A 12,861-nucleotide genomic window follows, 5' to 3' on the forward strand; every position below is an offset into this window, starting at 1 on the left:
CTCCCGCGACCACCCACCCCGTTCAGCCGTCACAGAGGGACGACACACTCATTCCCGGCAGCCCAACGGCCCCCGACCAGCGCCACCCATCCCGCATCGGGACACCCCAGCCGACATCGCACGACGAAATCGCATGGCGACACGAACCCGCGCCGCCACAGGCTCTTGGCAACGCGGCCCCTGGACGCTCCCCATGGGGACGCCGTACCGTCCGCTCCGGCCCTCCTGGCGGCGACCCCCTGGGGCCTGACCTTGAGCGGGGCGGCCCAGGACAGCGCAGGGCGCGGAGGCGCAGGGCGCGTACGAAGGATGGGCATCGCGGGTGGCGCGGCTGGGGGTCCGCCGTACCGACCGGGCACGCCGTACCGACCGGGCTGGTGTTTCGGGTTCTTCCTGGAGGGCCGTCGTCGTGCTCGCCCTGAGGGGTTCGGGGTTGGGGGCGGGCGAGAACGTGCTTGTGGTGTGGGCGTGGGTTGTGGGGTGGCTGGACGGATCGTTGATCATGACCGGGCGTTCTGACCAAACGTCCAGCCGGGCGGTGATGATCCGGAAATATGGTGACTATGGGGGCGTGAATCTCAACGGCCGTAAATTCGTGATGGTGAGCTCGACGGCGAGCGCGGTGGACCCCGACAGCCCGACGGAGTTCCAGTACTGGGAGGCCGACGGCGTGGTGTGGGGCAGCTACACGGGCGACACCGTGACCCACGGCCGCTTCGTCGGCATGCGGGACGGCGCCGACGTCGCCATCTCCTACGCGCACGCGCTCAAGGCCGGCGGCAAGGCCGGAGGCCAGAGCAGCAGCCGCGTCGAGCAGGGCGAGGACGGGCTGCTGCGCCTGGTGGAGGAGTTCAGGTTCGACGGCGACGACACGCTGCACGTCAGCGTGTGCACCGAAGTGCCCGCCTCCTGACACAGCGCCCGCGGCCGGCCCGAAGCAAGCCGTCTGCGACAGCCGGTGGCGGCTGTCGCGGCGGCGGTCCGGTCAGGGGGTGTTCTAGCCGTCCTTGCGCAGGGCGGCGCGGCCCTCGGCGGCGCCGACGAAGCGCATCTTGCCGAGTGGTACGTCCCCCTGCGCCTCCTGCGGCATCCGCCGCACGGGACGGGAGGCGTCGCGGTCGGACGGCAACACGTACGGCCGTCTGAGCACTTCGTCCAGGATGAACACCGTCTCGGTCGCCTTGACGGCCGGGATGTTGGCCAGGCGGTCGGTCACCATGCTGTGCACGGCGGCCACGTCGGAGACCCGTACCTGGATCATGGCGTCGTGCTGGCCGGTGGTGATCGCGCAGTACTCGACCTCGGGCATCCGGGCCAGTTCGGCCCTGAACTGCTTCCACATCTGCTGGCGTACGGTCACGAAGATCAGCGCGGTGATGCCGAGCCCGGCCCGCACGTGGTCGATCTCGGCGGTGAAGCGCTTGATCGCGCCGTCGGCGCGCAGCGCCTCGAAGCGCGTGTAGGCGTTCGCGCGGGAGATGCCCACCCGTTCGGCCAGGGCGGCGACCGAGATCCTGCCGTTCTCGCGCAGGATCTCAAGGATCTTCATATGGACGTCGTCCAGCTCAAGGCCGATGCCGATCCGTCCAGGCTGACCGCCGCCGCTGGCACCATTTCTGGAAATTTCACTCATCATTACACCTCGACCATTTATATACGTCTCGCGGACCGCACGTGACCTGGACGTTCTGCCGGACAATCCTCGACATCCTTCTCCCGAACGTCCAATTTGGAGGACCCCATGGCGACCCGCTCGCAGACGGCGGCAGTGCTGCTCGCCGGTGCGCTCGCCCTCGCCGCCTGCGGAAGCGGCGGCACCTCGCAGACCCCGGCGGCCTCCGGTGGCGGTGGGAAGACGCTCGTCATCGACACGTCGTTCGACCTCAAGACGGCCGACCCGGGCCGCACCTACGAGCCCACCGGACTGATCGTCGGCAAGGCCGTCTACGAGACGCTGCTGACCTTCGACGGCGCCGACGTGACCAAGCCGGTCCCGGCGCTGGCCGAGTCCTACGAGCTGAGCGAGGACGGCAAGACGCTGACGCTCAAGCTCAAGAAGGGCCCCACCTTCGCCGACGGTTCGCCGATCACCGCCGACGACGTGGTGTTCTCGCTGAACCGCGTGCGTGACATGAAGGGCACCCCGTCGTTCCTGCTGGACGGCGTCGAGGTGGCCAAGACCGACGACTCGACGATCACGCTGACGTCGAAGGCGCCGAACCCGGCGCTGCCGTACATCCTGCCGAACCCGGCGCTCGGCATCCTGAACAGCAAGGTCGCCAAGGAGCACGGCGCCACGGCCGACGCCCAGGACAAGGCCGAGCAGTACCTGAACTCCTCCTCGGCGGGGTCGGGGCCGTACACGATCGAGGCGTTCAACGTGAGCAGCCAGGTCACGCTCAAGGCGAACCCGAAGTACTACGGCACCAAGCCGGCCTACGACAAGGTCGTGATCCGCAACGTCGAGGCCGCCACGCAGAAGCTCAACGTGCAGCGTGGTGACAGCCAGGTGGCGCTGAACCTGTCCGGTGACCAGGTCACGAACATGCCCTCCACCCTTCAGGTGAAGAAGACCGCCTCGGCGAACGTCATCTTCCTGCTGGCCAACCAGGACTCGGGCGTCAGCAAGACCACGCCGAACGTCAAGTTCGTCGAGGCCGTGCGCAAGGGCGTGGACTACGCGGGCCTGCTGGAGCTGGCCGGTGAGGGCGCGGGCCAGGCGCCGGGTGTGATCCCGTCGCAGCTGCTCGGCGCGTTGCCGCCCGAGCAGGCGGCCAAGCGGGACGTCGAGGGTGCCAAGGCGGCGCTGGCGGCCAGCGGCGTGTCGAACCCGACCGTCAAGCTGGAGTACCCGAGCGAGCTGACCGTCAACGGTCTGTCGTTCCAGCCGCTGGCCGAGCGGATCCAGGCCAACCTCAAGGAGGTCGGCATCACGGTGGATCTCCAGCCCGCGCCGGTGACGACCGCGCTGGACAACTACCGCAACGGCAAGGAGGAGATGGGCCTGTGGTACTGGGGGCCCGACTACCCGGACCCGAGCGACTACCTGGCTTTCGCGCCGGGCAAGACCGTGGGCCTGCGGGCCGGCTGGAAGGAAGGCGCGGCCAAGGAGATCGAGGCCGCCGCTGACAAGGCCGCGACCGCGATCGGCGACGAGGCGCGCAAGGCGGCGTACGCCGACCTGCAGACCAAGCTGAACACGTCGGGGCCGTTCGTGCCGCTGATCCAGCCGAGCCAGAACATCGTGTCGGCCGCGTCGGTGACGGGCGTTGAGTACCACCCGGTGTGGACCGTGGACGTCGCCGACCTCGGCGCGAAGTAAGGAGTCCGGCAGGTGTCCGACAACCCGGGCGCGGCGGGTTCGCCGCCGCGCCCCGGCGCCGGCTCCCCGGTCAAGGAGGCCGCCGCGGGGACTCGGCGGCGGGGCGTGCCTCCGCTGGCGCGTTTCCTCGTCCGGCGTATCCTCATCGCGGTGTTGCTGGCCTGGGGCATCACGCTCGTGACGTTCGTGCTGACGAACCTGGTGCCCGGTGACCCGGTGGCCGCCAACCTGGGCCAGCGGGCGCTGGGTGACCCGGCGATCGTGGCCCAGTGGCGGTCCGAGCACGGCCTGGACAAGCCGCTGTGGCAGCAGTACGCGATCCATCTGCAGGGCTTGGTCCAGGGTGACCTGGGTACCAGTCAGCAGAGTCATCGCCCGGTCAGTCAGGATCTGGCGGAGTTCGTCCCGGCGACGTTGGAGCTGGCGGGGGCGGCGATCCTGATCTCGCTGGTGCTGGGTGTGGCCTTCGGCGTGGTCGCCGCGCTGCGCAGGGACCGGCTGTCCGACCACGCGTTGCGCCTGGTGAGCCTGATCGGCATCTCGGTGCCGACGTTCTGGCTGGCGCTGGTGGCGTTCTACGTGTTCTTCTACCGGCTGCAGATCACGCCGGGCAGCGGCCGGGTGGATGTGGCGCTGGGTTCGGCTCCGGCGGTGACCGGGTTGCAGACGGTCGACGCGCTGCTGGCGGGCCGGTGGGACATCTTCACCTCCGCCGTCGGGCATCTGATCACGCCGGCGCTGGTGCTGGCGTTGTACACGATCGGCCTGCTGACCCGTTTCACGCGTTCGGCGGTGCTGGAGGTGCTGGGGCAGGACTACGTGCGTGCGGCTCGCGCCAAGGGGCTGCCGGGGCGGGTGATCCTGTTCCGGTACGTGTTGCGTTCGGCGTTGGTGCCGATCATCACCGTGGCGGGTCTGGCCTTCGGCAGCCTGCTGTCGGGCACCGTCCTGGTCGAGGCGATCTTCGCCTGGCCGGGTGTCGGCCAGTACGCCTACAAGAGCGCCACCAGCCTCGACCTGCCCGCCGTGATGGGTGTCGGCCTGGTCGTGGGTGTGGTCTATCTGGTCATCAACCTGATCGTGGACGTGTTGTACGGCGTCATCGATCCCCGAGTGAGGCTGCAATGAGAGGCAAGGGGCTGCTGGGCAGGCTGCCCGAGGCGTGGCGGCAGACGCTGGCCGTCGCGGGCGCCGTCCTGGCCGTGGCCTGGGTGGTGATCGCGCTGACCGCGCCGTGGCTGGCGCCGCACGATCCGCTGGCGCAGGACCTGCCGCGGCTGGCGCCTCCGGGGCCCGGCCACTGGTTCGGCACCGATCAGCTCGGGCGGGACATCCTGAGCCGGATCATGTACGGCGCCCGGGTGTCGATCCCGCTGACGTTGTTGCTGGTCGTGCTGTCGGTGCTGGTGGGCGGCCTGCTGGGGGCGTGTGCCGGGTACTTCGGCAGGTGGGTCGGCGAGACGATCATGCGGTTCGCCGACCTGGTGTTCGCGTTCCCGACGGTGATCCTGGCCATGGTGGTGGCCGCGGCGCTGGGTGCGAGCCTGGGCAACGCGGTGCTGGCCGGGCTGGTCGTGGCCTGGCCCGCCTATGCCCGCGTCACGCGCGGGCTGGTGTTGGGGGTGCGGGAGCGGGAGTTCGTGCTGAGCGGGCGGCTGCTGGGCTTTTCGGTGTGGCGTTCGCTGCGGGTGGACGTGCTGCCGAACGTGACCGGCCCGATCCTGGTGCTGGCCACGCTCGACATCGGTACGGCGCTGCTGTTGTTGTCCGGGTTGTCGTTCCTGGGCCTCGGGGCCAAGCCGCCGTCCCCTGAGTGGGGTGCGATGGTGGCCTCCGGTGTGGAGGTCTTCGACAGCTGGTGGGTGGCGACGTTCCCCGGCCTGGCGATCCTGACCGTGGTGCTGGCGTTCAACTTCCTCGGCGACACGCTGCGGGACGCGCTCGACCCGCGGACGGCCCGCGCGATCAAGGAGCGTGCGTTGTGACGCTGGACATCACCGGTCTGAAGGTGTCGATCCGCGGCAAGGAGGTCCTGCGCGGCGTCGATCTGAAGCTGGCCGCGGGGCGGGTGCACGGCCTGGCGGGCGAGAGCGGGTCGGGCAAGACGATGACGGGTCTGGCCGTTCTGGGGCTGCTGCCGCACGGCGCGCGTGTCTCGGGCCGGATCGGGCTCGGTGAGCGGGACCTGCTGACGCTGCCGCCCAAGGAGCTCAACCGGGTTCGCGGCGGCGAGGTCGCCATGGTGTTCCAGGACCCGGCGACCAGCCTGCATCCGATGTTGACGATCGGCCGGCAGCTCACCGAGCACATGCGGCACCACCTGGGCCTGGGCAAGGCCGAGGCGAAGGCGCGGGCGGTCGAGCTGCTGGGCAAGGTGCGCATCCCGGGCGCCGAGGAGGCGTACGGGCGTTTCCCGCACCAGTTCTCCGGCGGTATGCGGCAGCGCATCGCGATCGCGATCGCGTTGGCCTGCTCGCCGAAGGTGCTGATCGCCGACGAGCCGACGACGGCGCTGGACGTGACCGTTCAGGCGGGCGTGCTGCGGCTGCTGCGCGGGCTGTGCGACGAACTGGGCCTGGCGGTGCTGCTGGTCACGCACGACCTGGGCGTGATGTCGGCGGTCGCGGACGAGGTGAGTGTGATGAAGGACGGCCTGGTCGTGGAGACCGGGCCGCGCGGGCGGGTGCTGCGCGAGCCCGAGCACGCCTACACGCGCGCGCTGCTGGACTCGCTGCCTGATTCTGCTTCGGACGTGGAGGGCTGATGCTGGACATCGAGGACCTGGTCGTCGAGCACCGCTCCCCCGGGCGTCCGGTGGTGCGGGCGGTGGCGGGGGCGAGCCTGTCCGTGAGGGCGGGTGAGGTCGTGGGGCTGGTCGGCGAGTCGGGGTGTGGCAAGTCCACCTTGGCGCGCGCGGTCTGCGGTCTGAATCCGGTGACGCACGGGTCGATCGCGTTCGAGGGGCAGCAGGTGACGCCGCTGGGGCTGCGTCGCAGGAAGCTGACCGGCATCCAGATGGTGTTCCAGGATCCGTACGCGTCGCTGAACCCGCGGCGCCGGGTGGGCGATCAGATCGCCGACGGCCTGCGCACCGCGAACGACAGCCGTACCGATCCCGCGGATCTGCTGGAGCGGGTGGGCCTGCCGCGCGCGTTCGCGGGACGGCATCCGCACGAGTTCTCCGGCGGGCAGCGGCAGCGGATCGCGATCGCCAGGGCGCTGGCGGCGCGGCCGCGGCTGCTGATCGGCGACGAGCCGATCTCGGCGCTGGACGCCTCGGCTCAGGCGCAGGTGGCGCGGCTGATGCGTGATCTGGCGGTGGACTCCGGGGCCGGGTTGTTGTTCATCAGTCACGACCTGTCGGTGGTGCGGCTGATCGCCGACCGGATCGCCGTGATGTATCTGGGCAAGATCGTCGAGATCGGTGACACGGCCGAGGTGTGGGCCGATCCGAAGCATCCGTACACGAGGGCGTTGCTGGGGGCCATCCCCAAGCCGGACGGGATGGGCGTGTTGCCGGCCGAGCTGGCCGGGGACGTGCCCGATCCGGCGAATCCGCCGGGCGGGTGCCGGTTCAACCCGCGTTGTCCGCTGGTGATGGAGGTGTGCCGCGAGAGGGAGCCGGACTTCGGGCCGGTCGCCTGCTGGCTGCACGAGCCGGCGTGAGCCGGCGCCACGCCGCGCGGGTGGCGGCCGTGCGGCGGGCGATGGCCGGGGAGGGCATCGACGTGCTGGTGTTGCGGCCGTCGCCGGACTTCCGGTTTCTCAGTGCCTCCCGGGAGGGCCTGGCCGACGCGGACGGGGAGGGTGTGTTCCTCGTGGTGACGGCCGACTCGGTCGTCGAGACCCGGGATCCGGCCGGGCTGGTGCCCGCCTCCGCGCGGCGGGTGGGGGTGGATCCGGAGATGCGGGCGCGCGAGTTGTTCCGGCTGGCGATCGCGGCGGAGCTGGTGCCCGCCTCGGCGGTGCTGGCGCCGTTGCGGCTGCGTAAGGATCCGGCGGAGTTGTCGGCGCTCGGGCGGGCCGGCCTGGCGGCGGAGGAGGTGCTGGCGCAGGCGCGTGAGCTGGCCTGGTTCGGCGCGACCGAGCGGGCGATGGCGCGCCGGTTGCGGCTGCTGGCGCTGGAGTCGGGCTGCGAGGAGGTGATCTCGCTGCGTGTGTCGGCGGGCGAGAACACCGCGCGGCCCGAACACCGGCCGGGCGAGCGCGTGATCAATCCCGGGGACGCGCTGCTGGTGTCGGTGTGCGGTCGTTGGGACGGTTACTGTGCCGAGGCGGGCCGGGTGTTCGCGGTGGCCGAGCCGCCGGAGGACTACGAGGCGATGTACTCGGTGGTGCTGGCCGCCCACCGCGCGGCTCTGGCGGCGTTGCGGCCCTCGGTCCCGTTCGACGAGCTGGTCAGGACGGTGAACGAGGTGATCGACGCCAGCGGGTACGGCCACTACGCCGCTCTGCACGTGGGCCGGGGCGTCGGTCTGGGGCATGACGAGGGGCCGCGGGCGGGCCAGGAGGCGGTGTTCGCGCCGGGGATGGCGGTCTGCCTGGAGCCGGCCATCTACGTGCCCGATCTGTTCGGGGCGCGGGTGGCCGACGTGGTGGCCTGCACGGCGGCCGAACCGGTGTCGCTGGGCACGAGCCCGCACACCCTGCACGTGCTCGACCGGTGAGGTGAGCTGCGCTTACGCTGGGTGACGACGATCACCGGGGGGCGTCGTGGACCAGTTCGTGCTGCTCATGCTGGTGCTGCTGGGCGCGCTGGTCACGGTTCCGCTCGGTGATCGGCTGGGGTTGCCCGCGCCGGTGCTGATGACGTTGCTCGGCATCGTGCTGGCGGTGTTGCCGTTCGTGCCGAACGTGGACATCCCGCCGGGTGTCGTGTTGCCGCTGCTGTTGCCGCCATTGTTGTACGCGGCGGTGCGGCGTACGTCGTGGCGGCAGTTCGCGGCCAACTGGCAGCCGATCTTCCTGCTGGCGGTGGCGCTGGTGTTCGTGACGACGGCGGCCGTGGCGGTCACGGCGCAGGCGCTCGTCCCGGGTCTGCCGCTGGCGGCGGCGGTGGCGCTGGGCGCGCTGGTCGCGCCGCCCGACCCGGTGGCGGCCACGGCGGTGGCCGGGCGGCTGGGCCTGCCCCGGCGCATGGTGTCGTTGCTGGAGGGCGAGGGGCTGTTCAACGACGTGACCGCGATCGTGCTCTACCACGTGGCCGTGGCGGCGGTCGTCACGGGCGCGTTCTCGTGGCCGGGGGCGCTGGGCGAGTTCGTGTTGTCGGCGGTGGTGGCGGTGGCGGCGGGGTTCGCTCTGGGGTGGGCGGCCGGGAAGCTGATGGTGTTGCTCGCCGACGCGACGTTGCAGGTGGGGTTGTCGCTGGTGGTGCCGTTCGTGAGTTATGCGGTGGCCGACGAGCTGGGCGGGTCGGGGGTGCTGGCGGTGTTGACGACCGCGTTCTATCTCAGTGACCGCATGTGGGACGCCGACGACGTGTTCGGCAGGTTCGCCTCCTCCACGTTCTGGCAGGTGGTGGACACGCTGGTGACGGGGATCGCGTTCGGGCTGATCGGGTTGGAGCTGCACACCGTGTTCGGCACGGTGCAGGGGCGGCTCGGCACGGTGTTGTGGTGGAGCGCCGCCGTGGTGGGCGTCGTCGTGGTCGTACGGCTGGTGTGGCTGCTGCCGGCGGCGTGGGTGGCCAAGAAGGGGCGGCGCGAGGACACCGAGGTGCCGATGACCTGGCGCGAGACCGTGGTCATGTGGTGGGCGGGCATGCGTGGCGTGGCGTCGGTGGCGCTGGCGCTGGCCATCCCGTTGCGGATCCATGACGGGCAGCCGTTCCCGCAGCGGCCGGTGATCGTGTTCATCGCGTTCGCGGTCATCCTGGTGACGCTGGTGGTGCAGGGGCTGTCGTTGCCGTGGCTGGTGGCGCGGCTGGGCGTCAAGGCCGACACGGCGGCCGAGCGGGAGCTGGAGAAGCGGCTGGCGATCCGGGCGGCCCACGCGGCCAAGAGGCGGCTGCGGGAGATCGACGAGGCCGAGGACCTGCCGGAGGAGGTGGTCGAGCTGCTGGGCAGGCGCATGGTCGACCTCGGGTTGCGGATCAGCCCGGAGGCCGCCGACGACGAGCGGCGGGAGGCGTTCGAGCAGCGGGTGCGGCGGGCGCGGCTGGTCCGGCGGGTGCAGGAGGAGATGATGTCGGCCGCCCGGCAGGCGGTGCTGGACGCCCGCCGCGACCCGCGTGCCGATCCTCAGGTGGTGTCCCGGGTGCTGCGGGCGCTCGATGCCAGAAGCATGCGCTGACCTGCGTGAATCTGTTGTGTCGGCGGGTGACGGCGGGTGACGGTGTGTGACTGGCCGCCGCAGAGGGTAGTCATTCTCTTATGCTGCGGATCGGCACGCTGGGCTCTGCCCCGTCGGTCGGCGTCGTCGCCTGTGGATGGCGCGAAAGTGGTCCCGAACCTCTCGCCACCGGTATCAAGCTGATCTACACGCTCGGCGGCCCGCTGCCCGAGCTGCCCGGCCTGCGGATCGCGCCGGGCGCGCTCAGGGGGGCCGAGCAGATCGCCTCCGCGCTGCTCCAGGGGCTCGACGTGGTCATCACCGAGCCCGCCTGCCCGGCCGCGCCCGTGGTGGCCGCCGGCATGTGGCACTACGGCTGGACCAGGCGTGACGTGGGCGCCCTGGCCGGGGCCACCGTCGCCGGTCTGGCTCTGGCCACGCAGCCCGGCGTGTGCGTGGCGGAGATCGGCCGTGACGGCAGGAGCTCGATCGACGGCCAGATGTCGGCCGCGTTCGTCCGGGCCCGGCTGGCGGCGGCGTTCTCGGGGGGGCGTTACCGTACGCCGGAGGTCACGGTGCCGCTGGAGGCGGTGCGGCTCAGCGAGGACACGCCGTGCCGGATCCGGATCGCGCCGACGCCGGGCATCGTCGTGTAGGACCTTCCGACGAAGAAGTGCCCGCCTTTGGTGTCTCGGTACGAATCCCGGCGCGGCCGCATGTCGTACGGTCACCAGGGAATACCTGTGCGCCGACCGAGTGGAGAGAGTGTGAAGATCACCGGAGTAGAGCTGCGGCGGATCGCGATGCCGCTGGTGTCGCCGTTCCGCACGTCGTTCGGCACCGAGACCGCCCGTGACGTCCTGCTGGTCAGGGTGGTGACGCCGGACGCCGAGGGGTGGGGCGAGTGCGTGGCCATGTCCGAGCCGCTCTACTCCTCCGAGTACGTCGACGGCGCCGCCGAGGTGATCCGCCGTTTCCTGCTGCCCGCCCTGCCGAAGAACGTCGACGCGTACGGGGTCGGCCGGGCCCTCGAACCCGTCAAGGGTCACCGCATGGCCAAGGCCGCGCTGGAGACCGCCGTGCTGGACGCGCAGCTGAGGGCGGCCGGCGAGTCGTTCGGCCATTTCCTCGGCGCGGCCCGCGACCGGGTACCGTGCGGGGTGTCGGTCGGCATCATGGACTCGGTCCCGCAGCTCCTCGACGCCGTCGCCGGCTACGTCGAGGAGGGGTACGTGCGCATCAAGCTGAAGATCGAGCCCGGCTGGGACGTCGAGCCGGTGCGGGCGGTGCGCGAGCGGTTCGGCGACGACCTGCTGCTCCAGGTGGACGCCAACGCGGCGTACTCGCTGACCGACGCCCGCCGGCTGGCCCGTCTGGACGCGTTCGACCTGCTGCTGATCGAGCAGCCGCTGGCCAACGACGACCTCGTCCAGCACGCCAAGCTGGCCCGCCAGTTGCAGACCCCGATCTGCCTGGACGAGTCCATCGAGTCGGCCGAGCACGCGGCGGCCGCGATCGCGCTGGGCTCGTGCTCGATCATCAACATCAAGCCGGGGCGGATCGGCGGTTACCTGGAGGCGCGGCGCATCCACGACATGTGCCGGGCCAACGGGGTGGCGGTGTGGTGCGGCGGCATGCTGGAGACCGGCCTCGGGCGGGCGGCGAACGTGGCGCTGGCGGCGCTGCCGGGGTTCACGCTGCCGGGGGACACCTCGGGGTCGCGGCGGTACTTCGCGACGGACGTGACCGAGCCGTTCGAACTGGTGGACGGCCATCTGGAGGTGCCGACCGGGCCGGGTCTCGGGGTCGAGCCGATCCCGTCGATCCTGGAGGAGGTCACGACCGCCACGGAGTGGATCCCGCTGTAGGGGTCCGGCCTGGGCGGAATAATCCGTTGCGTGCGGACGCTGAGCGCCGCACCATGTTCTTCATGTTCCTGCACGTTCGCCGCCTCGCACCCGCCGCGCCGGGTGTGTTCGAGCGTGCCTGCGACGGCCTGGAGCGCTGACCTCTTCTCGTAAGTCCTGATGTGACCCGGCGAGGGGAGGTTGCCGACCCCGTACGGGTCACACAAGGTCCCAGGTCTTCGAGGAAGGAATCATGGCCAAGCAGGCCTACGTGCGGAACAAGCCGCACCTCAACATCGGCACGATGGGGCACGTCGACCACGGCAAGACCACGCTGACCGCGGCGATCACGAAGGTGCTCGCCGAGCGGGGGCAGGCGACGTACACGCCGTTCGAGCGGATCGACCGGACCCCGGAGGAGTCCTCCAGGGGCATCACGATCAACATCTCGCACGTCGAGTACGAGACCGACACCCGCCACTACGCCCACGTGGACATGCCGGGCCACGCCGACTACGTGAAGAACATGATCACGGGGGCGGCGCAGCTCGACGGCGCGATCCTCGTCGTGTCCGCGCACGACGGCATCATGCCGCAGACCAGGGAGCACGTGCTGCTGGCCCGTCGGGTCGGGGTCGAGCACCTGGTGGTCGCCGTCAACAAGGCCGACGGCGCCGACCCGGAGCTGACGGACCTGGTGGAGCTGGAGCTGGCCGACCTGCTGGCCGAGCACGGCTACCGCGACGTCCCGATGGTGCGGGTGTCCGGGCTGCGCGCGCTGGAGGGCGACCCGGTCTGGACGGCGTCGGTCGAGGCGCTGCTGCGGGCCGTGGACGAGCACATCCCCGTCCCGGTCCGGTACGTGGACGCGCCGTTCCTCATGCCCGTCGAGAACGTGCTCACGGTCACCGGCCGCGGCACGGTCGTCACCGGGGCCATCGAGCGCGGCACCGTTCGCGTGGGCGACACGGTGGAGGCGGTCGGGCTCGGCGACGGGTTCACGGCGGTCGTGACCGGCGTGGAGACGTTCGGCAAGACGATGGAGCGGGGCGAGGCCGGGGACAACGCCGCCGTCCTGCTGCGCGGCGTGCGCCGCGAGCAGGTACGGCGGGGCATGGTCCTGGCCGCGCCCGGCACCCAGCGCGCCCGTACGTCGTTCACCGCCCGCGTGTACCTCCTGACCCCGCAGGAGGGCGGGCGGCGGCGTCCGGTCGGGCCGGGGTACCGGCCGCAGTTCTACCTGCGGACGACCGACGTGCCCGGCGAGCTGGAGTTGTCCGGGCCCGCCGAGCCGGGTGAGACGGTGGAGGTCACGGTCCGGCTGGGCCGGGCGGTCGCCGTCGAGCCGGGTCTCGGGTTCGCGATCCGCGAGGGCGGGCTGACGGTCGGCGCGGGCACCGTGCTCACGGTGCCCGCCTGACC

13 protein-coding genes are annotated in these 12,861 nt (G+C 71.2%); 12 read left to right on the top strand and 1 reads right to left on the bottom strand.

The window, feature by feature from the left end; translation table 11 throughout:
* Window positions 1-571 precede the first annotated feature (571 nt).
* Window positions 572-913, top strand: a complete 342-nt coding sequence (locus DMB42_RS25695) for a hypothetical protein (RefSeq protein ID WP_260477934.1) — start codon at window positions 572-574, stop codon at window positions 911-913.
* An 84-nt stretch (window positions 914-997) separates the two neighbouring features.
* On the opposite strand, the gene DMB42_RS25700 is transcribed toward DMB42_RS25695, so the two are convergent.
* Window positions 998-1,549, bottom strand: a complete 552-nt coding sequence (locus DMB42_RS25700; RefSeq protein ID WP_229823053.1) for an Lrp/AsnC family transcriptional regulator — start codon at window positions 1,547-1,549, stop codon at window positions 998-1,000.
* Between DMB42_RS25700 and DMB42_RS55160 the strand changes: the two genes are divergently transcribed.
* The 11 genes from DMB42_RS55160 (at window position 1,550) to tuf (ending at window position 12,859) form a co-directional block, all read left to right on the top strand.
* The gene (locus DMB42_RS55160; protein ID WP_260477935.1) at window positions 1,550-1,678 is read left to right on the top strand and encodes a hypothetical protein; all 129 of its coding nucleotides are present in this window, start codon (window positions 1,550-1,552) and stop codon (window positions 1,676-1,678) included. It begins immediately after the preceding gene.
* 63 nt (window positions 1,679-1,741) lie between these two features.
* On the top strand, window positions 1,742-3,322 hold the full coding sequence (locus DMB42_RS25705; protein ID WP_125637564.1) for an ABC transporter substrate-binding protein: 1,581 nt from the start codon (window positions 1,742-1,744) through the stop codon (window positions 3,320-3,322).
* A 12-nt stretch (window positions 3,323-3,334) separates the two neighbouring features.
* The gene (locus tag DMB42_RS25710) at window positions 3,335-4,450 is read left to right on the top strand and encodes an ABC transporter permease (protein ID WP_260477936.1); all 1,116 of its coding nucleotides are present in this window, start codon (window positions 3,335-3,337) and stop codon (window positions 4,448-4,450) included.
* On the top strand, window positions 4,447-5,307 hold the full coding sequence (locus tag DMB42_RS25715; protein WP_125637565.1) for an ABC transporter permease: 861 nt from the start codon (window positions 4,447-4,449) through the stop codon (window positions 5,305-5,307). The genes DMB42_RS25710 and DMB42_RS25715 overlap by 4 nt, the downstream gene beginning before the upstream one ends.
* Window positions 5,304-6,086, top strand: a complete 783-nt coding sequence (locus tag DMB42_RS25720) for an ABC transporter ATP-binding protein (protein ID WP_125637566.1) — start codon at window positions 5,304-5,306, stop codon at window positions 6,084-6,086. The genes DMB42_RS25715 and DMB42_RS25720 overlap by 4 nt, the downstream gene beginning before the upstream one ends.
* Window positions 6,086-6,988, top strand: coding sequence for an ABC transporter ATP-binding protein (locus DMB42_RS25725; protein ID WP_125637567.1), 903 nt, complete (start codon window positions 6,086-6,088; stop codon window positions 6,986-6,988). Before DMB42_RS25720 ends, DMB42_RS25725 begins: the two co-directional genes overlap by 1 nt.
* Window positions 6,985-7,989, top strand: a complete 1,005-nt coding sequence (locus DMB42_RS25730) for a Xaa-Pro peptidase family protein (RefSeq protein WP_260477937.1) — start codon at window positions 6,985-6,987, stop codon at window positions 7,987-7,989. The genes DMB42_RS25725 and DMB42_RS25730 overlap by 4 nt, the downstream gene beginning before the upstream one ends.
* A 46-nt stretch (window positions 7,990-8,035) precedes the next feature.
* Window positions 8,036-9,613, top strand: coding sequence for a Na+/H+ antiporter (locus tag DMB42_RS25735; RefSeq protein WP_125637568.1), 1,578 nt, complete (start codon window positions 8,036-8,038; stop codon window positions 9,611-9,613).
* 80 nt (window positions 9,614-9,693) lie between these two features.
* Window positions 9,694-10,248 carry an acyclic terpene utilization AtuA family protein gene (locus DMB42_RS25740; protein ID WP_125637569.1) on the top strand — a complete coding sequence of 185 codons (555 nt, stop codon included), beginning with the start codon at window positions 9,694-9,696 and terminating at the stop codon, window positions 10,246-10,248.
* A 111-nt stretch (window positions 10,249-10,359) separates the two neighbouring features.
* Entirely contained in the window at window positions 10,360-11,460 is a 1,101-nt protein-coding gene (gene menC / locus DMB42_RS25745; RefSeq protein ID WP_185844862.1) for an o-succinylbenzoate synthase, read from the top strand.
* A 232-nt stretch (window positions 11,461-11,692) separates the two neighbouring features.
* On the top strand, window positions 11,693-12,859 hold the full coding sequence (gene tuf, locus DMB42_RS25750) for an elongation factor Tu (RefSeq protein ID WP_125637570.1): 1,167 nt from the start codon (window positions 11,693-11,695) through the stop codon (window positions 12,857-12,859).
* The last annotated feature ends 2 nt before the right edge of the window (window positions 12,860-12,861 follow it).

The sequence above is a fragment of the Nonomuraea sp. WAC 01424 genome, assembly GCF_003947315.1.
Taxonomy (GTDB): Bacteria; Actinomycetota; Actinomycetes; order Streptosporangiales; family Streptosporangiaceae; genus Nonomuraea; species Nonomuraea spiralis.

Excerpts from the sequence above, each read along its gene's own strand:
- DMB42_RS25700 (WP_229823053.1), bottom strand. The coding sequence starts at position 1,549 with ATGAAGATCCTTGAGATCCTGCGCGAGAACGGCAGGATCTCGGTCGCC.
- DMB42_RS55160 (WP_260477935.1), top strand. The coding sequence starts at position 1,550 with ATGGACGTCGTCCAGCTCAAGGCCGATGCCGATCCGTCCAGGCTGACC.
- DMB42_RS25705 (WP_125637564.1), top strand. The coding sequence starts at position 1,742 with ATGGCGACCCGCTCGCAGACGGCGGCAGTGCTGCTCGCCGGTGCGCTC.
- DMB42_RS25715 (WP_125637565.1), top strand. The coding sequence starts at position 4,447 with ATGAGAGGCAAGGGGCTGCTGGGCAGGCTGCCCGAGGCGTGGCGGCAG.
- DMB42_RS25725 (WP_125637567.1), top strand. The coding sequence starts at position 6,086 with ATGCTGGACATCGAGGACCTGGTCGTCGAGCACCGCTCCCCCGGGCGT.
- DMB42_RS25740 (WP_125637569.1), top strand. The coding sequence starts at position 9,694 with ATGCTGCGGATCGGCACGCTGGGCTCTGCCCCGTCGGTCGGCGTCGTC.
- tuf (WP_125637570.1), top strand. The coding sequence starts at position 11,693 with ATGGCCAAGCAGGCCTACGTGCGGAACAAGCCGCACCTCAACATCGGC.